The following is a 15,222-nucleotide window of genomic DNA, read 5'->3' as shown; positions in this document are numbered from 1 at the left end:
GCTCTGCGTGAGATCGTTTTAAGGATACAATCTTTCCATCATACGAGGGTAAGGAATACATTCCCGGACATGTTGTAGTCCGCAGATCCAGGCAATCAGCCTTTCTGTTCCGAGGCCGAATCCAGAATGAGGAACGGAGCCGTATTTTCTAAGTTCCAAATACCACTCATAGGATTCCACAGGCAAATTTTCTTCCTGGAGTCTTTTAGTGATATTTTCGTAACTTTCTTCCCTTTCGGAACCGCCTATGATCTCTCCCACTCCGTCCGGAGCGATCAGGTCCGCGTTAAGCACTGTCCTTGGGTCCTCAGGGTTGACCTTCATATAGAATGCTTTTGCTTCTCTTGGATATTTTTGGATAAAAACAGGCCCACCGAATTTTTGGCAAAGCATCTGTTCTCTTTCGGAATTGATATCATCCCCCCAGGTTATATCTTCTTTCTGGGATTGTAGATATTCCAAAGCTTCTTTATAATCTATAAGAGCGAATGGTTTGGAGATATAATCTAATAGAGGTGCCGGGTCTCTTTCCAAAACTTTTAGTTCAGGCAAACAGGAAGAAACAGTTTCTTTGATGACTGTTTTTACAAAATCCTCCTGCAATTTTAGATTTTCTGCATGTGTTAAAAATGCTGTTTCCGCTTCCACCATCCAGAATTCAGTTAAATGTCTTCTGGTTTTGCTCTTCTCCGCTCTGAATGTAGGTCCGTAACAGTACACTTTATTATGCGCGAATATCGCAGTCTCTAAGTACAATTGTCCTGTTTGTGCTAGATACGCATTTCCAAGATCGAAATATTCCGTAGAGAATAATGTTCCTGCAGATTCTCCTATGGAACCCGTTAGGATAGGTGTATCTATCAATGTGAATTGGTTGCTGTGGAAATATTTTCGGATCTGGTAAGAAAGTTCACTTCTAACCTTTATGATAGCAAGCTGCTTACTGGAACGTAACCAAAGATGTCTTTGGGAAAGTAAGAAGTCTATTCCGTGTTCTTTGGGTGTGATCGGATAATTCTCGGATTCCCCCACCTTCTTGAAAGAAGAAAGTACCAGTTCGAATCCTATGGGAGACTTTTCATTTTCCACTAATTTACCGATCACTTCTACTGAAGTTTCCTGTTTTAGGTGTTTGATCTCCGAGAACAGATCTTCTCCCAAAATTTCTTTTTCTGCGAGCACCTGTAGGATTTTTCCGGAATTTCTCAGACTTAAAAATTGTCTGGCGTTAGATCCTCTCAAACCGTGGACCCAACCTTGGATACGTACGGTTTGGTTTACATGTTCCGGCAAACGATTTAGGTCAATGGTGGAAACTTCGGACATGATCCTATTTTAAGCATTCTACCCGACTGAAAAGGATTATTTTCGGATGACATCGGGACCGGAAGCTAAATCCTGAACCCATGACTGCGATTTTACTGGATGGCAAAAAACTTTCCCAAAAGATAAAAGATTCTATCGCCGAAGAGATCAAAACTCTTACGGCTTCCGGAAAAAAACCCCCGAAACTCGCGACTATCCTGGTCGGGAGCGATCCTGCTTCTGCCACTTACGTAAATATGAAAGTCAAGTCCTGTCATGCAGTGGGAATGATCTCCGAAAAAATCGAACTTCCTGAAACTACTACTACCCAGGAATTACTTGCAGTCATCGATCGACTGAACGCGGATCCGGATACCCACGGAATTCTTTTACAACATCCTACCCCTCCTCAGATAGACGAAAGAGCAGCTTTCGATCGGATCGATTTGAAGAAGGATGTGGACGGAGTTACTACATTATCCTTCGGGAAATTGTCTATGGGTGTGGAAACTTATCTTCCTTGCACTCCGTACGGTATGGTTCTTCTTCTAAAAGAATACGGAATTGACCCAGCAGGAAAAAGAGCCGTGGTTGTAGGACGTTCTCCTATTTTGGGAAAACCTATGGCGATGCTTCTTACGGAAATGAATGCAACGGTCACCCTCTGTCATTCCAGAACCCAAAACCTACCGGAAATCGTTTCCCAAGCGGATATAGTTGTGGGTGCTGTCGGAAAACCTGAATTTATCAAATCGGATTGGATCAAACCGGGAGCGGTATTATTGGATGCCGGTTATAACGCAGGAAACCTAGGAGATATCGAAATTTCCAAGGCATGGGAAAAATCCTCTCATTATACTCCTGTTCCGGGAGGTGTAGGGCCTATGACAATTTCAGTCCTTCTTCTACAGACATTGTATTCCGCAAAAGATCACTTTACACCCCCGTTGAAATGAAAACGATGTATCTCTGATGGCTATCAGTTTCGACGAGTGCTTCCAGACTTATCCTCCCTTCTCACCTCCAGCGGATTTGGACGATTTTTGGGCGGAGTCGATCCGAGAACTCAAAGGTTTTCCGGTTAAAAACCAAACTAAGGCCCTGCTCAAAGGGACCATTTTAAAAGAAACCATCTACGATATTTCTTTCCAATCGTATGGGAACGCAACGCTTACCGGCAGTTTGGTGATCCCAAGAAAAAGAGGAGATCTACCTGTACTCGTATATTTCCACGATTATGCAAAAGATAGACCTCAAATTATTAAGGGTCTGACGGAAGCTGGAGTCGCACAACTCATCCTGGACCTCCGAGGCCATGGAACTCAGTTGATCCGTCCGGTTTTGAAAGAAGGAGAAATTCCCGATCCGGATTGGACTCCTGGATATTACAGAAAAGGATTAGAAGCCAAAGAATCCTTCTTCTTAAAAGCGAATTACTTGGATGTGATCCGCACGATCGAATTTTTAAGACTTACAGACGGGATTGACGGAGACAAGATCATCCTGGCAGGCAAAGGTATCGGAGCCTCCATGGCATTATTCGGTGCGGCGAATTCTCCCAGAGTCAAAGCGCTTATATTAGAAACTCCTAATTTTTGCCATGTGGACGATACACAATTGAAGTTAGGAACTAGCTGGTCCAAAGAAGTTTCGGAACAGATTTCCAACGCAAAATCCAAAAAAGCCCAAGTAAAAAAGAATCTTTCTTATTTTGATAGTTTACATTTTTCCAAAAAGATCAAGATCCCTACTTTAGTTTCAGTCGGGATGGAAGATAAGGTTTCTCATCCTAAGTCCGTGTTCGCATTATTCAATCATTTAGTCTGCGATAAAAGAATGCAGGTTTATCCTACGGAAGGGAACGAAGCAGGTATCGCAGGGGACAAACAAAATTTGGCCAATCTGGAATTTGCGAAAGAGATCCTGTTCCCTGAATGAAAGAGATCCGTTTTCATAATTCTCTCAGCGGAAACAAAGAAGTATTTCGTCCGGAGTTTCCGGACAGAGTCAGAGTATATTCCTGCGGCCCTACGGTTTATAACTTCGCACATTTAGGAAATTTACGCGCATTCTTATTCGTAGATCTTCTTAGGCGTGTTCTTGTCTCTTTCGGTTATAAACCGGATATGACTATGAATATCACCGATATCGACGATAAGATCATCCGTGAATCCTTGGCACAAGGTAAAGGGATCCGAGAATTTACTGAACCCTGGGTAAAAGCATTCCAAGAAGATTTAGAATCTCTGAATATTCAAAAATTAGAACATTATCCCAGAGCGACCGATTCTATTCCTTCCATGGTAGAGATCATAAAACATCTTCAAAACCAGGGACTCGTTTATGAAAAAGACGGAAGTTTGTATTATTCTATCTCTAAATTCAAAAATTACGGGAAACTTTCCAAAATCGATGTAAGCGGGATGAAAACAGGTACTCGTTATGATACCGACGAATACGAAAAAGACGATGTGAGAGACTTTGTTCTTTGGAAATTCCCGAAACAAGACGGAGAACCTTCTTGGGAGACCGAGATCGGCTCCGGAAGACCGGGATGGCATTTAGAATGTTCCGCGATGGTGCGTGACGTGTATGGCTCCGGAGTGGACATCCATACAGGAGGAGTGGACCTAACCTTCCCCCACCATGAAAATGAGATCGCTCAAAGTGAAGGTGCTTATCCGGGAGAATCCTTTGTAAAATACTGGCTGCACTCTGAACATCTTCTAGTAAACGGAGAAAAAATGGCCAAGTCCAAGGGAAACTTTTTCACCCTAAGAGATTTGGTAAAAGAAGGTGCCGAACCTAAAAATATCCGATTCCTTCTACTCTCCGCACATTATAGAAGTAAATTAAACTTCACAAAAGAAAGATTAGAAGAAGCAGCCGGATCCGTTTCTAAGATCCAAAACTGTATCGATCGATTATTAGAAGAATTATCCAAGTCGGGAAAAACATTCCAATCCCAAGGGAATTTGGAAGCCGCTTCCTGGGATGAATTTTTAGAAAGCCTCGCAGACGATCTGAATATTTCCAAATTTCTTGCTTCCGTTTTCGAATTGGTGAAAGATTCGAACCAATACTTGGATCAAAATTCTCCGAACGAAAATGAACTCGTCAAAAGATTAGAATTATTTTATAAGATAGATTCCATCCTAGGAGTCCTAAGTTTCGAAAGAAAGGTACAAGTTTTAGACTCGGAAATAGACGAACTCGTGAGACAAAGACAGGAAGCCCGCAAAAACAAAAACTTTGCGGAATCAGACAGACTCAGAGACAAGCTGAACGAATTAGGGATCATAATCGAGGACACTAAAGAAGGTCTTCGCTGGAAAAGAAAATGAGCCGCCAGGAGTATATCTACGGAAGAAGAAATATCCGGGAAATTCTGGAAAGACATTTAGAAAAAGGTTCCGAGCTTTCCTTCCAAGAAATTTGGCTGACCTCCGGTGCGAAAAAAGAATTAGAAGAGATCCTTTCCGAATTAGGGAACAAACTTCTGATCAAAGAAGCTTCTCCTAGTAAATTAGACAAAATGGCTCCCGGTGTGAATCACCAAGGAGTGCTTGCACTTAGGATACAACTCCATTCCGGAGATAAAAAATCATTCGATTCTCATCTGGAAAATTGTAAGGGCCCGATCTTAGTTTTGGACCGTATCCAAGATCCGGGCAACCTGGGAAATATTTTAAGAACTGCGGAATGTTTCGGAGTAGAAACGGTTCTCATTCCTGATAGGGATTCTTCCGGTATCACACCTGCCGTGGAAAAAGTGGCCTCAGGCGCACTCGCCTATCTGAATGTTTTTAAAGTCGGGAACCTCGCACAAATATTAGAAAAATTGCAAAAACGAAATTTCTGGGTAGTTTCTACTTCCGACAAGGGAACAGAAGATTGGTCCAAAATTCCCGCTTGGGAGGAACTCGTGATCCTGATGGGAAATGAGGGAGAAGGACTAAAAAGGATACTGATGGAAAAATCGGATTTTACGGTTCGTATTCCTCTTCATGGTCATATCTCCTCTCTAAATGTGACAGTTGCCACAGGTATTGTACTGGATCGTTTAAAAAACCGACCGAAGTAAATCTTATTCAAACATTTATTTCCTTTCCGTTACGATATTAATGAACACCCGCCATCAAATTCTAGCTTGCGGTTTTTCCGGATAGCGACCAAACATATAGTATGAAAAGATTTTTATCTTTCCGAACTCTATTCTTATTTTTCACACTACTATCTTTCGGGAATTGCGATTATGTGCAAGACAGGCTCACTCCTCCCGACAACAAATCTGTAGCGGACCAAATTAAGGATTATATAGTCTCAAGTTATTTCGCGGAACAGAACCATGCCTTATATAAATTTTCGACCGTATTTCCGAATATGGCAGTAGGTAGTCTTTCTCCTCTATACTTCCAAGATCCGTATTTTCAGAGAGATAATTTCAAAGCAAAAATCGTTCTCATTCACGGTTGGGATTTCGCGGAAAGGCAAACGGATCTTCCTACCGATTTTAATAAGAAGGTAGCAAACCTGCTAGGAACCTGGAACCAGGGACTTGCATTTACCACCCAAACCAGCGACCTTCCCAGCGGTTATAGTGCGAGTGTATACGATACTTTCGAGATCTATGTTTTTACTTATAGGACCTCGGACTATATCGAAATAAACGGCAGAAGGTTTATAGATTCTTTAAATGCTGCTTTCAGCTCTTCCGACAAGGTGGTCGTTGTGGCACACTCAATGGGTGGACTAGTTTCTAGAGCTGCGATCCAACATGCAAATAATACTAAGGACGTGATAGATCATATCGTAAGTTTAGGAACTCCATACTACGGGTCTCCCTATTCTTCTCCGCAATACACCGGAAATTTGAGCTCCATAGGAACTATTATCAAGTTTATGACGGACACTCCCGGCGGACAGGGTCTTGCTTATACGAACGGGATTAGTGCAGGTGTAAGCAGTATTGCTCCTCCCATCACTGATGGAACCAACCAAGCATTCAATTTTTTCTTAGAAAGTATGATCGCAAATACTTCCAAGGATCCCGTCACTACCGTATATGGTGGAAGCATGGTTTCTGCAAATTGCAGCGGAGGCGATCATGCAGCCACCTACCAAGCTGCTTGTACTGTAATCACGAATGGAAACCCTGCATTTACAAATTCAGATGGGATTGTTCCCCTAAACTCCGCACTTCTGAACAACAGATTGGCAGGAGGTAATACTCATACTGTCAGCGATATGGACCATTCTCAAATGTCTTTTAGGAATGAAGGCGGAACAGGCAGCGGACTTACTACAGTAAAAGCACATTTTAATAATGTGTTTGGTGAAGTTTTTACGATAGTGAGCGGGTTATAAGGATCAAAGCCTTACCTTGATCCCCATTTCCTGCATATTCTCTTTAGTTTCTCGGATAGTAAATTCACCAAAATGAAAAATGGATGCAGCAAGAACTGCGTCCGCTTTTCCTCTCAGGATCGCTTCTACCATATGTTCAGGATTCCCGGCGCCGCCGCTTGCAATAATAGGAATTTCTAAATTAGAAGAAAATGATTTTAGAAGTTGTATATCGAAACCTTTTTTAGTTCCGTCACGGTCCATCGATGTGAGTAGGATCTCTCCTGCTCCTCTTTCTTGGGCTTCTTTTCCCCAGTCTAATGCATCTCTTCCTGTTTCGGTCCTTCCGCCGTGGAGGAACACTTCGTATCTTTGTCTATCAGGATGGAACTTTACATCCACCGCGCATACGATACATTGGGATCCGTAAATTTCGGAGGAGGCACGAAGAAGGTCCGGATTTTCAAAGGCAGCAGTGTTGATGGAAACTTTATCCGCTCCCTTTTCTAAAACCGCCTTAACATCGTCCAGAGTGCGAATTCCTCCGCCAACTGTGAAAGGGATAAATATCCTTTCCGCAACAGCTTCTACCAAATGGATCAGAATATCTCTTTTATCGCTGGATGCAGTGATATCCAAGAAACACAACTCGTCCGCGAGATTTTTTTCGTAAACCACTGCGGATTCTACGGGATCTCCTGCATCCACAAGGTTTACGAAATTCACTCCCTTGACTACCCTGCCGTCTTTGATATCCAGGCAGGGAATAATTCTCGCGGCGAGCTCGCTCATTTGATGGCTTCGGGCAACTGAACCTTGGAAGCCCAGTCGGAGATCATTTTAGCAAAACCGAATATTCTATCTTCATGTAAAGAAGGAGCAGTGATCTGCAAACCGATCGGAAGTCCTTTTGAATCCGTTCCGATTGGGACAGACATAGCAGGAACTCCGGCTAAGTTCACGGAAGTAGTAAGTATATCCGCCTTATACATTTGGATCGGATCGGAAGTTTTCTCTCCCACCTTGAACGCAGTCGTAGGTGAAGTAGGTTGAAGGATCAGATCCACTTTAGAAAAATAACCTTCGTATTCTTTTTTGATCAGAACTCTCGCTTTCTGTGCTCTTCCATAATACGCGTCGTAATATCCGGCGGATAAGGAGAATGTTCCGAGTAAGATCCTTCTTTGGACTTCTTTACCGAAACCCTCACTTCTGCTTGTTACGTATAGATCTTCCAGTTTACCGCTTGGATCTTTTCTTTGTCCGAAACGGATCCCATCGAATCTAGAAAGATTGGAAGAACATTCCGCAGTAGCGATGATATAATAGATCGGAATAGAATTGGAAAGAAGAGAAAAATCCAGATCCACAAGTTGAGCGCCTTTGGATTCCAACTCCGCCAAAAGAGACTCATATGCTTTTGCAATATCAGGCTCAATCTCGGAAGTGATCTTCATCTTACCTATTTTCAAACCTTTCCAAGGAAGTTCTTTTACCTTAGAAGGATCGAATGCAGGAATATTTTTTGAAGTAGCATCCCGCTGATCTTTTCCGGAGATCACGGAATACACATCTATGATCCCGTCAATGTCCTTGGACAATGGACCGATCTGGTCCAAGCTGGAAGCATAAGCGACTAGACCATATCTGGAAACAGTTCCGTAAGTCGGCTTTAGGCCGTAGATCCCGCAAAGAGATGCAGGCTGTCTAACGGATCCACCTGTGTCAGAACCCAATGCGATAGGCACAAAAGAAGCGGCAACCGCAGCTGCAGATCCGCCTGAAGATCCACCCGGAATTCTTGTAGTGTCGAATGGATTTTTTGTGACTTGATAAGCTGAGTTCTCCGTAGATGAACCCATTGCAAACTCATCCATATTCGCTCTTGGGATCAGAACAAAACCTTTTGCTAAAAGTTTTTCGATAGCAGTCGCATGAAACGGAGAACGATAGTTCTCTAAAATTTTAGAAGCACAAGAAGTGATCGTATTCTCTATACAAATATTGTCCTTCACTCCGATTGGAATTCCGTCGAACTCGGAGAGAGGTTTCCCTGATTTTCTTCTTTCAGTACTTTCTGCAGCGGCCTTTAGGATACTTTCTTTTTCCCAAGAAAGGAATGCCTTAATTTTAGGATCCTCTGCCTCTATACGAGAGATCAAGGATTGGATCAATTCGGTCGGAGTGAACTCACCTGAATTTAAACCTTTTTTAATATCTGAATATTTTAATTTCCAAAGTTCTTTCATGTTTCGATCACCTTTGGAACTACGAAGTATCCATTCTGGAAACTAGGCGCGAAGGATTCTATCTGAGAACGACTTAAACCCTCTTCTGCCTTGTCTGCACGAAGTGAATTTCCTTCATTCGGATATAATTCCTCATCGGATACTGAACTTACATTTAATTCAGTGATCGTATCCACATAATTCAGTACTTTATTAAAATCCGTAAGGAAGTTCTGTATATCCTTAGGATCAATTTTGAGCCTAGATAACTCTGCGATTTTTTGAAGGGATTCTTCGTTTAGGTTCACGGCCTTCGTTCTCCTTTTTCCCTTAATAGGCGTTCTTATCCATCACACCTTTTAAAGGTGTGAGCAGGATGATCTTAATATCCAACCAAAGAGACCAGTTTTCTATATAGTAGATGTCCGCATCTATCCTATCATCGATAGAAGTGTCTCCTCTCAGGCCCTTGACTTGAGCAAGACCGGTTATCCCAGCCTTGACCGCATGCCTTCTCATATAATGTCTATGATCCGTTTTGAATTTTTCGACAAAATGAGGTCTTTCGGGTCTCGGACCCACCACGGACATATCTCCTAAAAGCACATTAAAAAACTGAGGTATTTCGTCAAGGGAGGTCTTACGCAGGATCTTACCAATCCCGGTTACCCTTGGATCATTTTGGACGGTCCAGGTGGTCTCAGACTGGGACTTAGTTTGGACAACCATACTTCTGAACTTGAGCATCTTGAAACTTTTATTATCCAGGCCCACTCTTTCTTGGTGATAGAATACAGGCCCCCTGGAAGTTAATTTGATGAGAAGTGCAATGATCAAAAATACGGGAGAAAAAAGAATAATAAAGAAAAGGGAAAATAGAATATCAAAACTTCTTTTAATAACTCTGTTATAACCCAGACGAACCGGGATGTTTCGGATGGAAATGACAGGAAGACCGTCCATCTCATCCACTCTTCCTTTCGCCTTAATAAACTCTTGGAAACCTGGAATTACTTTTAAGTCGATCCCTTCCGTATCACATGCATCCAATACGGTTTCCAGACAGTCCCCTTCCGCATTATTCAAGGCATAAACAACCAGATCAGGTTTGATCTCGGACAGAACTTTTTCTATCTTATCCGTCTTTCCGACAAGCACCATATCCTTGCGGATCGCTTTGGAATTTCCGGAACTTACATAACCTATGATCTGGTATCCGTAAATTTGGTGTCTTTGGACAGAATCCGCAAAACGCGAAGCAGTTTCTCTTGTTCCGATCACAAGTACTCTGCGTAAATTGTATCCTTTGCTTCTGAGATATCTTAAGAATTGACGGGCGAGAAGATGAAGAAGCCCGATCGAAAAAATATTTGTCCCCGCGAAAACTAGAATAAAGGAACGAGAAAATCTTTCGCTTCCAAAATCACCTCGAAAGAAGAACAACATAGATAATACGAAGAGTAGATTTAAGAATACTCCCCCGAAGATCGCAAGGAATTCATCCAAAAAGGACAATCCTCTTCTGGGATGATACAGATCTATAAATAAGAAAACGATTACTTGGGAAACGGAAAGAACGGAACCTAATATAAAATAACTCTCTAGATCTATATAAGATCTGTCTATTCCTGTCGGGTCTCCAATATAAAAACGAAGAAGGAATGCGAATATACAACTTCCAAACGAGAAGATCAGGTCCAAGAAGACGAATAATAATTTAAAAGTTTGGCTTCTTTCTTTCAGCATATTATTCCGACTCGACTCCTTCCGTATAACCTGTCCTAAGAGGACGTTTTCTAAACCTGAACAGACGGATCCTGGAAAGCTGGGCAGAATCTTCCTGACCCAAACTGAAATCCGTTAAAGATATGGAGAAGAATATGGACTGGTCGTAAAAAGTCACCTGACTCGCCCCGGTAGTTCCCCCAGGTACGGATCTAAGATCACTACTTAGACCTAATCTCAAATTCATAGTATGTAGATTATATTTTAAGACCGCCATTGCACGGTTGACGTTCATAGCGGTGGTCTGTCTTGCCTGTGTTCCGTTGATCCCGGAACCGTTGATAATATCCTGACCTAAATTTGTGGGGTTCATATTCATCGAAGTGAATGGAGAAGTCGGATCCGTATTCAGAATATATCTTTGGTAATAATAATTGTCCGTTTGGTTCGTATATCTCCAAGGTTCCGTTACCCTGGAATCGATCTCCGCCTCGAACCCGAATTCTCTAGTGATATCTATACTTGCCTTAGCATATATCCTATAATTGTCCATCATAGAAGCATAATAAATATGATACCAGGTCCCTCCCACTTCCAACTCACGAATATATCTTAAGAAAGGAAGTCTAAATCCACCCATCTTATAGGATAGGGTGAAATTATTGGACAAAGGACGATGTAAAGGTGTATGATACACAAAATCGTTATTGAAGAACAGTCCGGTGTAAAAACTTCTTTTCCTTTCCAGAAGGGTCCTTTTTCTTTTGCTGAACCCTTCCAAGAAGTCTATATGACCCGCAAAACGGAATACGGTATAGTACCATCTTTCCTGGCTCGTAGGTTGAGGCTGGTATTCATCCGAAAATGTTCTTAGGTCTCGGATCGTTTTAAGAGAGATCTCAAAATTCTCCAAAGCATAACTTTCCAAAGAAAATTCCATCTCATGTTGGCGGTTTTTCATTAGGATCGGATCTTGTAAGTCCGGCTTCTCCGCTTCCAATTTACGATAAGTGGTATTAAAGAATAGGATCGGAGCACCAATCCTTAAGTTGGTATTCGTTCTGAAATATTGATAACTATCCCTGGCTAAACTTCTTTCCAAAGACGTAAAATTCGTATTAACGGTATCCGCACTTCCCGCAGGCAATTGAGCGGACTGTTTTTTAGCGCCGTAGTATACACTTGGAGCCAAGGACACATAACTTCCAAAATTCATAGAAGTCCTAAATCCGGTCTCACCCTGTAAAAAGTTTTGGGTCCTAAGAAGATTTTCCTTATAGTCCCCGTTAGGATTATCATAACTTCCGTCGGAGGTAGGGATTTTCAATTTTTCTTGTGTAGGAACACCGTAGAATCTCATCAATGTATTCGTTAAATACACATCCCAATATACCGGGGTCTCAAAATAAGGAAGCCTGGTAATTTCAGAACTATTCTTAATAGTAACGGATGGCAGAACATCCACTGTGGGAAAATAACCCGACTTATTAAAAGGAGAAAGGTTATAGAAGAGCATATTTCTCTTCATATTAACATTAACGGAAAGATCTCCCCTATTCTCCGTATAATCCAATTTCCATTCTAAGTTATTACGAACGTAACCGAAACGAACATCTCTGAATGTATATAATGACTGTAAACTATTGCTCGGTTGGTATCTATTCCCGTATTCGTATTCGAATAAACGGTTCGTAAAATTCTCATATTGAACGGAAAGGTTACGGGTTACGTCCTTCTCCGTATTATTCATTTTAGAATTTAAGAATATTCTACCTTTCCACCATGGATCTCTATCTTCTCCCACATTAGGGATATTGGTTCCCCAATAATTTCCCTTATCCACTTGGTTGGTGACTGCACTTGTTCCTATGCCGTAATTTGCAAATCTATCCTCAAAACCTGAAGTGATCTGGTAAGCTTTATGATTTGCATAACCTATATCTATCAAATAGTTTAGGTTGGCGCTTTGCCTCCACATTTCCATTTGGAAGGCTTGTCCCGTTTTTTCATAAAAATCCGCACGGACCTTATAACCCATTGGAGCCAAAGCCCAAGTAGGGATCGTAGACCATTGTAATGAGTTTTGGATGAATAGGCCTTGTGTATTGTTTTTACCTGCTTGAGTGGTCCAACCGTTCCCTAAATTATTATTATAGAAGAATGGAAGCCAAAACACAGATGTACTACCTACCTGGAATCGAACGTTAGTTCCGATAACTGTTCTATCCTGATAGAGCACTACCTTATCAACCTTAAAGGAATAATGAGGTTTTTCAGCGTTACATGATGTGAAATATCCCATCTCCAACATGTAACGTTTATCATCTAATTTTTTGATCTTCTCCCCGAAAAAATAAGCAGGGGCGACGGTGCCTTTTGTATTATAGACCACACCCTTATCCAATCTATAGTCATAGATGAATTTGTCCCCGGTGATCTTTGCGCGGCCGTCCTCGAATTTGATCCCGCCTTCCGCATACACTTCTTGGCGGTCGGAATCCACTGAAATTGTTTCCGCTTCTAGACTTCCGGACCTGAGTTTGATACGAACTCTACCTCTTAAAACAAGAACACCACCCTTGGTCTGGTCCACTCTTATAAGCTCGCCTTCCGCGGCATTCTCTATCACCATAGGAAGATCTTTCTTAGATGTTCCGGCTAACGCGGCAAAATCAGGCTTATTGTCTTCCTTCTCCCCTAAAGCGGCTTTTAATCTTTTACGTCTAGTGTAGATGGAACCTTCTCTGGAAAGACCTAGGTTTTCCAACTGCTCATCCACTTCTCTCTCGCTAAGAACTTCGATGGATTTGTTTAAAAGGCGGTTTCTGGTCTTAACAACCGATCTTTGGGTATCGTCTTCCGAGTTCGGATCACCCGATTGACCCCTAGGGCCTAGGTCGACCGGCTGCCCCCAAAGCAAGGTAGGCAAAAAAAGTAAAAATAGACAATTTCGGATCCAGGGGCGCATTCCGATCTAAGCCACACTATTGTGTCGGGTCAGCCCTGCATCACTAATTTGTAGAAGGAAAGCACTGAGATCCCAAGAAGTATCCGATACCAACCGAATCCGGTAAAGGAATGGGTCTGTAAGTATTTTAAGAACCATTTGATCACGAAAAAACAAAGTAGGAAGGAAAGAACAAAACCCAAACTTAAGATCGGCAGATTCTCCCAATTTAACACTGCCCTATGTTTGAATAGTTTATAAGCACCGGCCAAGAATAGGACCGGAACTGCAACAAAGAAGGAAAACTCGGCGGAACTTCTGGTATCCTTTCCTAAAAATCTGGCAGTCACGATAGTAGCTCCCGATCTGGAAACTCCAGGGACCAATGCCAAACATTGGAAGATACCGATCAATATCGCATCCTTTGTTCCGATAGGCTCGCTTGTTTTGATCTTCTCTCTTTTTTGGAACCAGAACTCCGAAGCTAAGATCAGAATTCCTCCAACAAGCCAAGCTCCTCCCAAGATCGCCAAAATATCTTCTCTTGCTTTGATCTTATCTAAAAATCCTCTGAATAAGAATCCCGCCGCCATGATAGGCAAAAATCCGATCGTAACTCTGGTTAAGAAAAGGAATCCTTCCTTGTTTTCTTCTCTGCGGAGAAGGTAACGTACTGCCGATCTTCCCTGTTCAAAGAACTTCTCCCGATATAGAACGACCACGGATAGAATTGCTCCGCTTTGGATGAATATATCGAATAAGTCGTCGAAATCCCCCCCCTCAGAAAAAGGATAGAAGGAGGAGAATAAGAAAAGGTGTCCTGTGGAGGACACCGGTAAGAATTCCGTAATCGCTTCAATTACGCTACGGAAGATTGCGTTTAGATATGAATTCAAATCGTTGAAAAATTTCTTTTTTTACTTAGTAGCTTCAGGCGCCGGTGCAGGAGGGGAAACTTCCGGTGCTTTGGTCTCCTCGACCTTAGGAGATTCTTCCTTGCTCAATTCGGCGAAGCTAAATTCTTTATCCAGATATTTTTCAAGATCGAACTTATCGTTATGTTTGATAGCGACAGTTTCTTTAATTCTATCTAGAACGGATTTATATACTTCTTCCGATTTTCTTCCCTTGATCTGAGCTCTTGCTGCATCGTAACACTGCTCCAGAGTTAAGGACTCTGCTTGTTTATATTTAGTGCGGAGTTCTTGGCAACCTTGGTTCAATTCCTGCTCGGTGATCTTAATTCTGGATTCGATCTGCTCAGCGACATACATTCCATAGATCAACTGCATCTCTTGGAATTTTAAGATTTCTTTAATATCGGATCTTTTGCTGAAACCACTTTTGTCCGCGGCAGCTTTAACGACCATCATCTCATGATAACGATCAAAGAACTTTCTTTTTCTGAATTCGTTTCTGAGTTGGAGAAAACTTTGAGGAACTTTGCTTTCTTCTTCGGTTAAAAATTTGATAACGTTCTTTTTTTCGATGTTTTGAGTACGGCTTAAAGTATCCAAAGCGGTGTCCAAAGCACTTTCAAAACTTGCGGTAGTGATCTTATTGCCGTCGATAGATTCGATGACAGGAGTACCGTCTCCGCAATTTGCGAAAGAGAAAAAAGATATTAGTAAAGTGAGGGATATATATAGCCGTTTCATCTGTATTGGAATT

At 41.9% G+C, this 15,222-nt stretch carries 13 protein-coding genes; 5 read left to right on the top strand and 8 right to left on the bottom strand.

Annotated features, from left to right (window positions below):
• Positions 1-18: 18 nt before the first annotated feature.
• Entirely contained in the window at positions 19-1,326 is a 1,308-nt protein-coding gene (gene asnS, locus EHR06_RS11940) for an asparagine--tRNA ligase (protein ID WP_135757211.1), read from the bottom strand.
• 80 nt (positions 1,327-1,406) lie between these two features.
• Here asnS and folD point away from each other — a divergent pair, with 80 nt between their 5' ends.
• The 5 genes from folD (at position 1,407) to EHR06_RS11915 (ending at position 6,672) form a co-directional block, all read left to right on the top strand.
• On the top strand, positions 1,407-2,261 hold the full coding sequence (gene folD / locus EHR06_RS11935) for a bifunctional methylenetetrahydrofolate dehydrogenase/methenyltetrahydrofolate cyclohydrolase FolD (protein WP_135757210.1): 855 nt from the start codon (positions 1,407-1,409) through the stop codon (positions 2,259-2,261).
• Between the two features lie 16 nt (positions 2,262-2,277).
• Positions 2,278-3,243: an acetylxylan esterase gene (locus tag EHR06_RS11930; protein ID WP_135757209.1), complete on the top strand. Its 966-nt coding sequence runs from the start codon at positions 2,278-2,280 to the stop codon at positions 3,241-3,243.
• On the top strand, positions 3,240-4,649 hold the full coding sequence (cysS, locus tag EHR06_RS11925; protein ID WP_135757208.1) for a cysteine--tRNA ligase: 1,410 nt from the start codon (positions 3,240-3,242) through the stop codon (positions 4,647-4,649). The genes EHR06_RS11930 and cysS overlap by 4 nt, the downstream gene beginning before the upstream one ends.
• Complete coding sequence (gene rlmB, locus EHR06_RS11920) at positions 4,646-5,389, top strand: 23S rRNA (guanosine(2251)-2'-O)-methyltransferase RlmB (protein ID WP_135757207.1); 744 nt, start codon at positions 4,646-4,648, stop codon at positions 5,387-5,389. The genes cysS and rlmB overlap by 4 nt, the downstream gene beginning before the upstream one ends.
• Positions 5,390-5,490: 101 nt before the next feature.
• Positions 5,491-6,672 (top strand): alpha/beta hydrolase, encoded by a 1,182-nt coding sequence (locus tag EHR06_RS11915; RefSeq protein WP_135757206.1) that lies wholly within the window; start codon positions 5,491-5,493, stop codon positions 6,670-6,672.
• A 3-nt stretch (positions 6,673-6,675) separates the two neighbouring features.
• On the opposite strand, the gene hisF is transcribed toward EHR06_RS11915, so the two are convergent.
• The 7 genes from hisF to EHR06_RS11880 are packed head-to-tail and all read right to left on the bottom strand — an operon-like array spanning position 6,676 to position 15,209.
• Positions 6,676-7,443, bottom strand: a complete 768-nt coding sequence (gene hisF / locus EHR06_RS11910) for an imidazole glycerol phosphate synthase subunit HisF (RefSeq protein ID WP_135757205.1) — start codon at positions 7,441-7,443, stop codon at positions 6,676-6,678.
• Positions 7,440-8,900, bottom strand: coding sequence for an Asp-tRNA(Asn)/Glu-tRNA(Gln) amidotransferase subunit GatA (gene gatA / locus EHR06_RS11905; RefSeq protein ID WP_135757204.1), 1,461 nt, complete (start codon positions 8,898-8,900; stop codon positions 7,440-7,442). Before gatA ends, hisF begins: the two co-directional genes overlap by 4 nt.
• The gene (gatC, locus tag EHR06_RS11900) at positions 8,897-9,187 is read right to left on the bottom strand and encodes an Asp-tRNA(Asn)/Glu-tRNA(Gln) amidotransferase subunit GatC (protein WP_135757203.1); all 291 of its coding nucleotides are present in this window, start codon (positions 9,185-9,187) and stop codon (positions 8,897-8,899) included. Before gatC ends, gatA begins: the two co-directional genes overlap by 4 nt.
• 22 nt (positions 9,188-9,209) lie before the next feature.
• Complete coding sequence (locus tag EHR06_RS11895) at positions 9,210-10,625, bottom strand: undecaprenyl-phosphate glucose phosphotransferase (protein WP_135757202.1); 1,416 nt, start codon at positions 10,623-10,625, stop codon at positions 9,210-9,212.
• A 1-nt stretch (position 10,626) separates the two neighbouring features.
• Positions 10,627-13,572: an LPS-assembly protein LptD gene (locus EHR06_RS11890; protein ID WP_135757201.1), complete on the bottom strand. Its 2,946-nt coding sequence runs from the start codon at positions 13,570-13,572 to the stop codon at positions 10,627-10,629.
• A 29-nt stretch (positions 13,573-13,601) separates the two neighbouring features.
• Positions 13,602-14,447, bottom strand: coding sequence for an undecaprenyl-diphosphatase UppP (gene uppP / locus EHR06_RS11885; protein ID WP_135757200.1), 846 nt, complete (start codon positions 14,445-14,447; stop codon positions 13,602-13,604).
• 21 nt (positions 14,448-14,468) lie between these two features.
• Positions 14,469-15,209 carry a lipoprotein LipL31 gene (locus EHR06_RS11880; protein WP_135757199.1) on the bottom strand — a complete coding sequence of 247 codons (741 nt, stop codon included), beginning with the start codon at positions 15,207-15,209 and terminating at the stop codon, positions 14,469-14,471.
• Positions 15,210-15,222 lie beyond the last annotated feature (13 nt).

The sequence above is a fragment of the Leptospira dzoumogneensis genome, assembly GCF_004770895.1.
Taxonomy (GTDB): domain Bacteria; phylum Spirochaetota; class Leptospiria; order Leptospirales; family Leptospiraceae; genus Leptospira_B; species Leptospira_B dzoumogneensis.
Note: the sequence above shows the minus strand (reverse complement) of the source record. Positions and strands in the feature narration are given on the sequence as shown.

Coding starts and splice junctions, on each gene's coding strand:
- asnS (WP_135757211.1), bottom strand. CDS start 1,326: ATGTCCGAAGTTTCCACCATTGACCTAAATCGTTTGCCGGAACATGTA.
- EHR06_RS11915 (WP_135757206.1), top strand. CDS start 5,491: ATGAAAAGATTTTTATCTTTCCGAACTCTATTCTTATTTTTCACACTA.
- EHR06_RS11930 (WP_135757209.1), top strand. CDS start 2,278: ATGGCTATCAGTTTCGACGAGTGCTTCCAGACTTATCCTCCCTTCTCA.
- EHR06_RS11895 (WP_135757202.1), bottom strand. CDS start 10,625: ATGCTGAAAGAAAGAAGCCAAACTTTTAAATTATTATTCGTCTTCTTG.
- rlmB (WP_135757207.1), top strand. CDS start 4,646: ATGAGCCGCCAGGAGTATATCTACGGAAGAAGAAATATCCGGGAAATT.
- EHR06_RS11890 (WP_135757201.1), bottom strand. CDS start 13,572: ATGCGCCCCTGGATCCGAAATTGTCTATTTTTACTTTTTTTGCCTACC.
- hisF (WP_135757205.1), bottom strand. CDS start 7,443: ATGAGCGAGCTCGCCGCGAGAATTATTCCCTGCCTGGATATCAAAGAC.
- gatA (WP_135757204.1), bottom strand. CDS start 8,900: ATGAAAGAACTTTGGAAATTAAAATATTCAGATATTAAAAAAGGTTTA.
- EHR06_RS11880 (WP_135757199.1), bottom strand. CDS start 15,209: ATGAAACGGCTATATATATCCCTCACTTTACTAATATCTTTTTTCTCT.
- folD (WP_135757210.1), top strand. CDS start 1,407: ATGACTGCGATTTTACTGGATGGCAAAAAACTTTCCCAAAAGATAAAA.
- cysS (WP_135757208.1), top strand. CDS start 3,240: ATGAAAGAGATCCGTTTTCATAATTCTCTCAGCGGAAACAAAGAAGTA.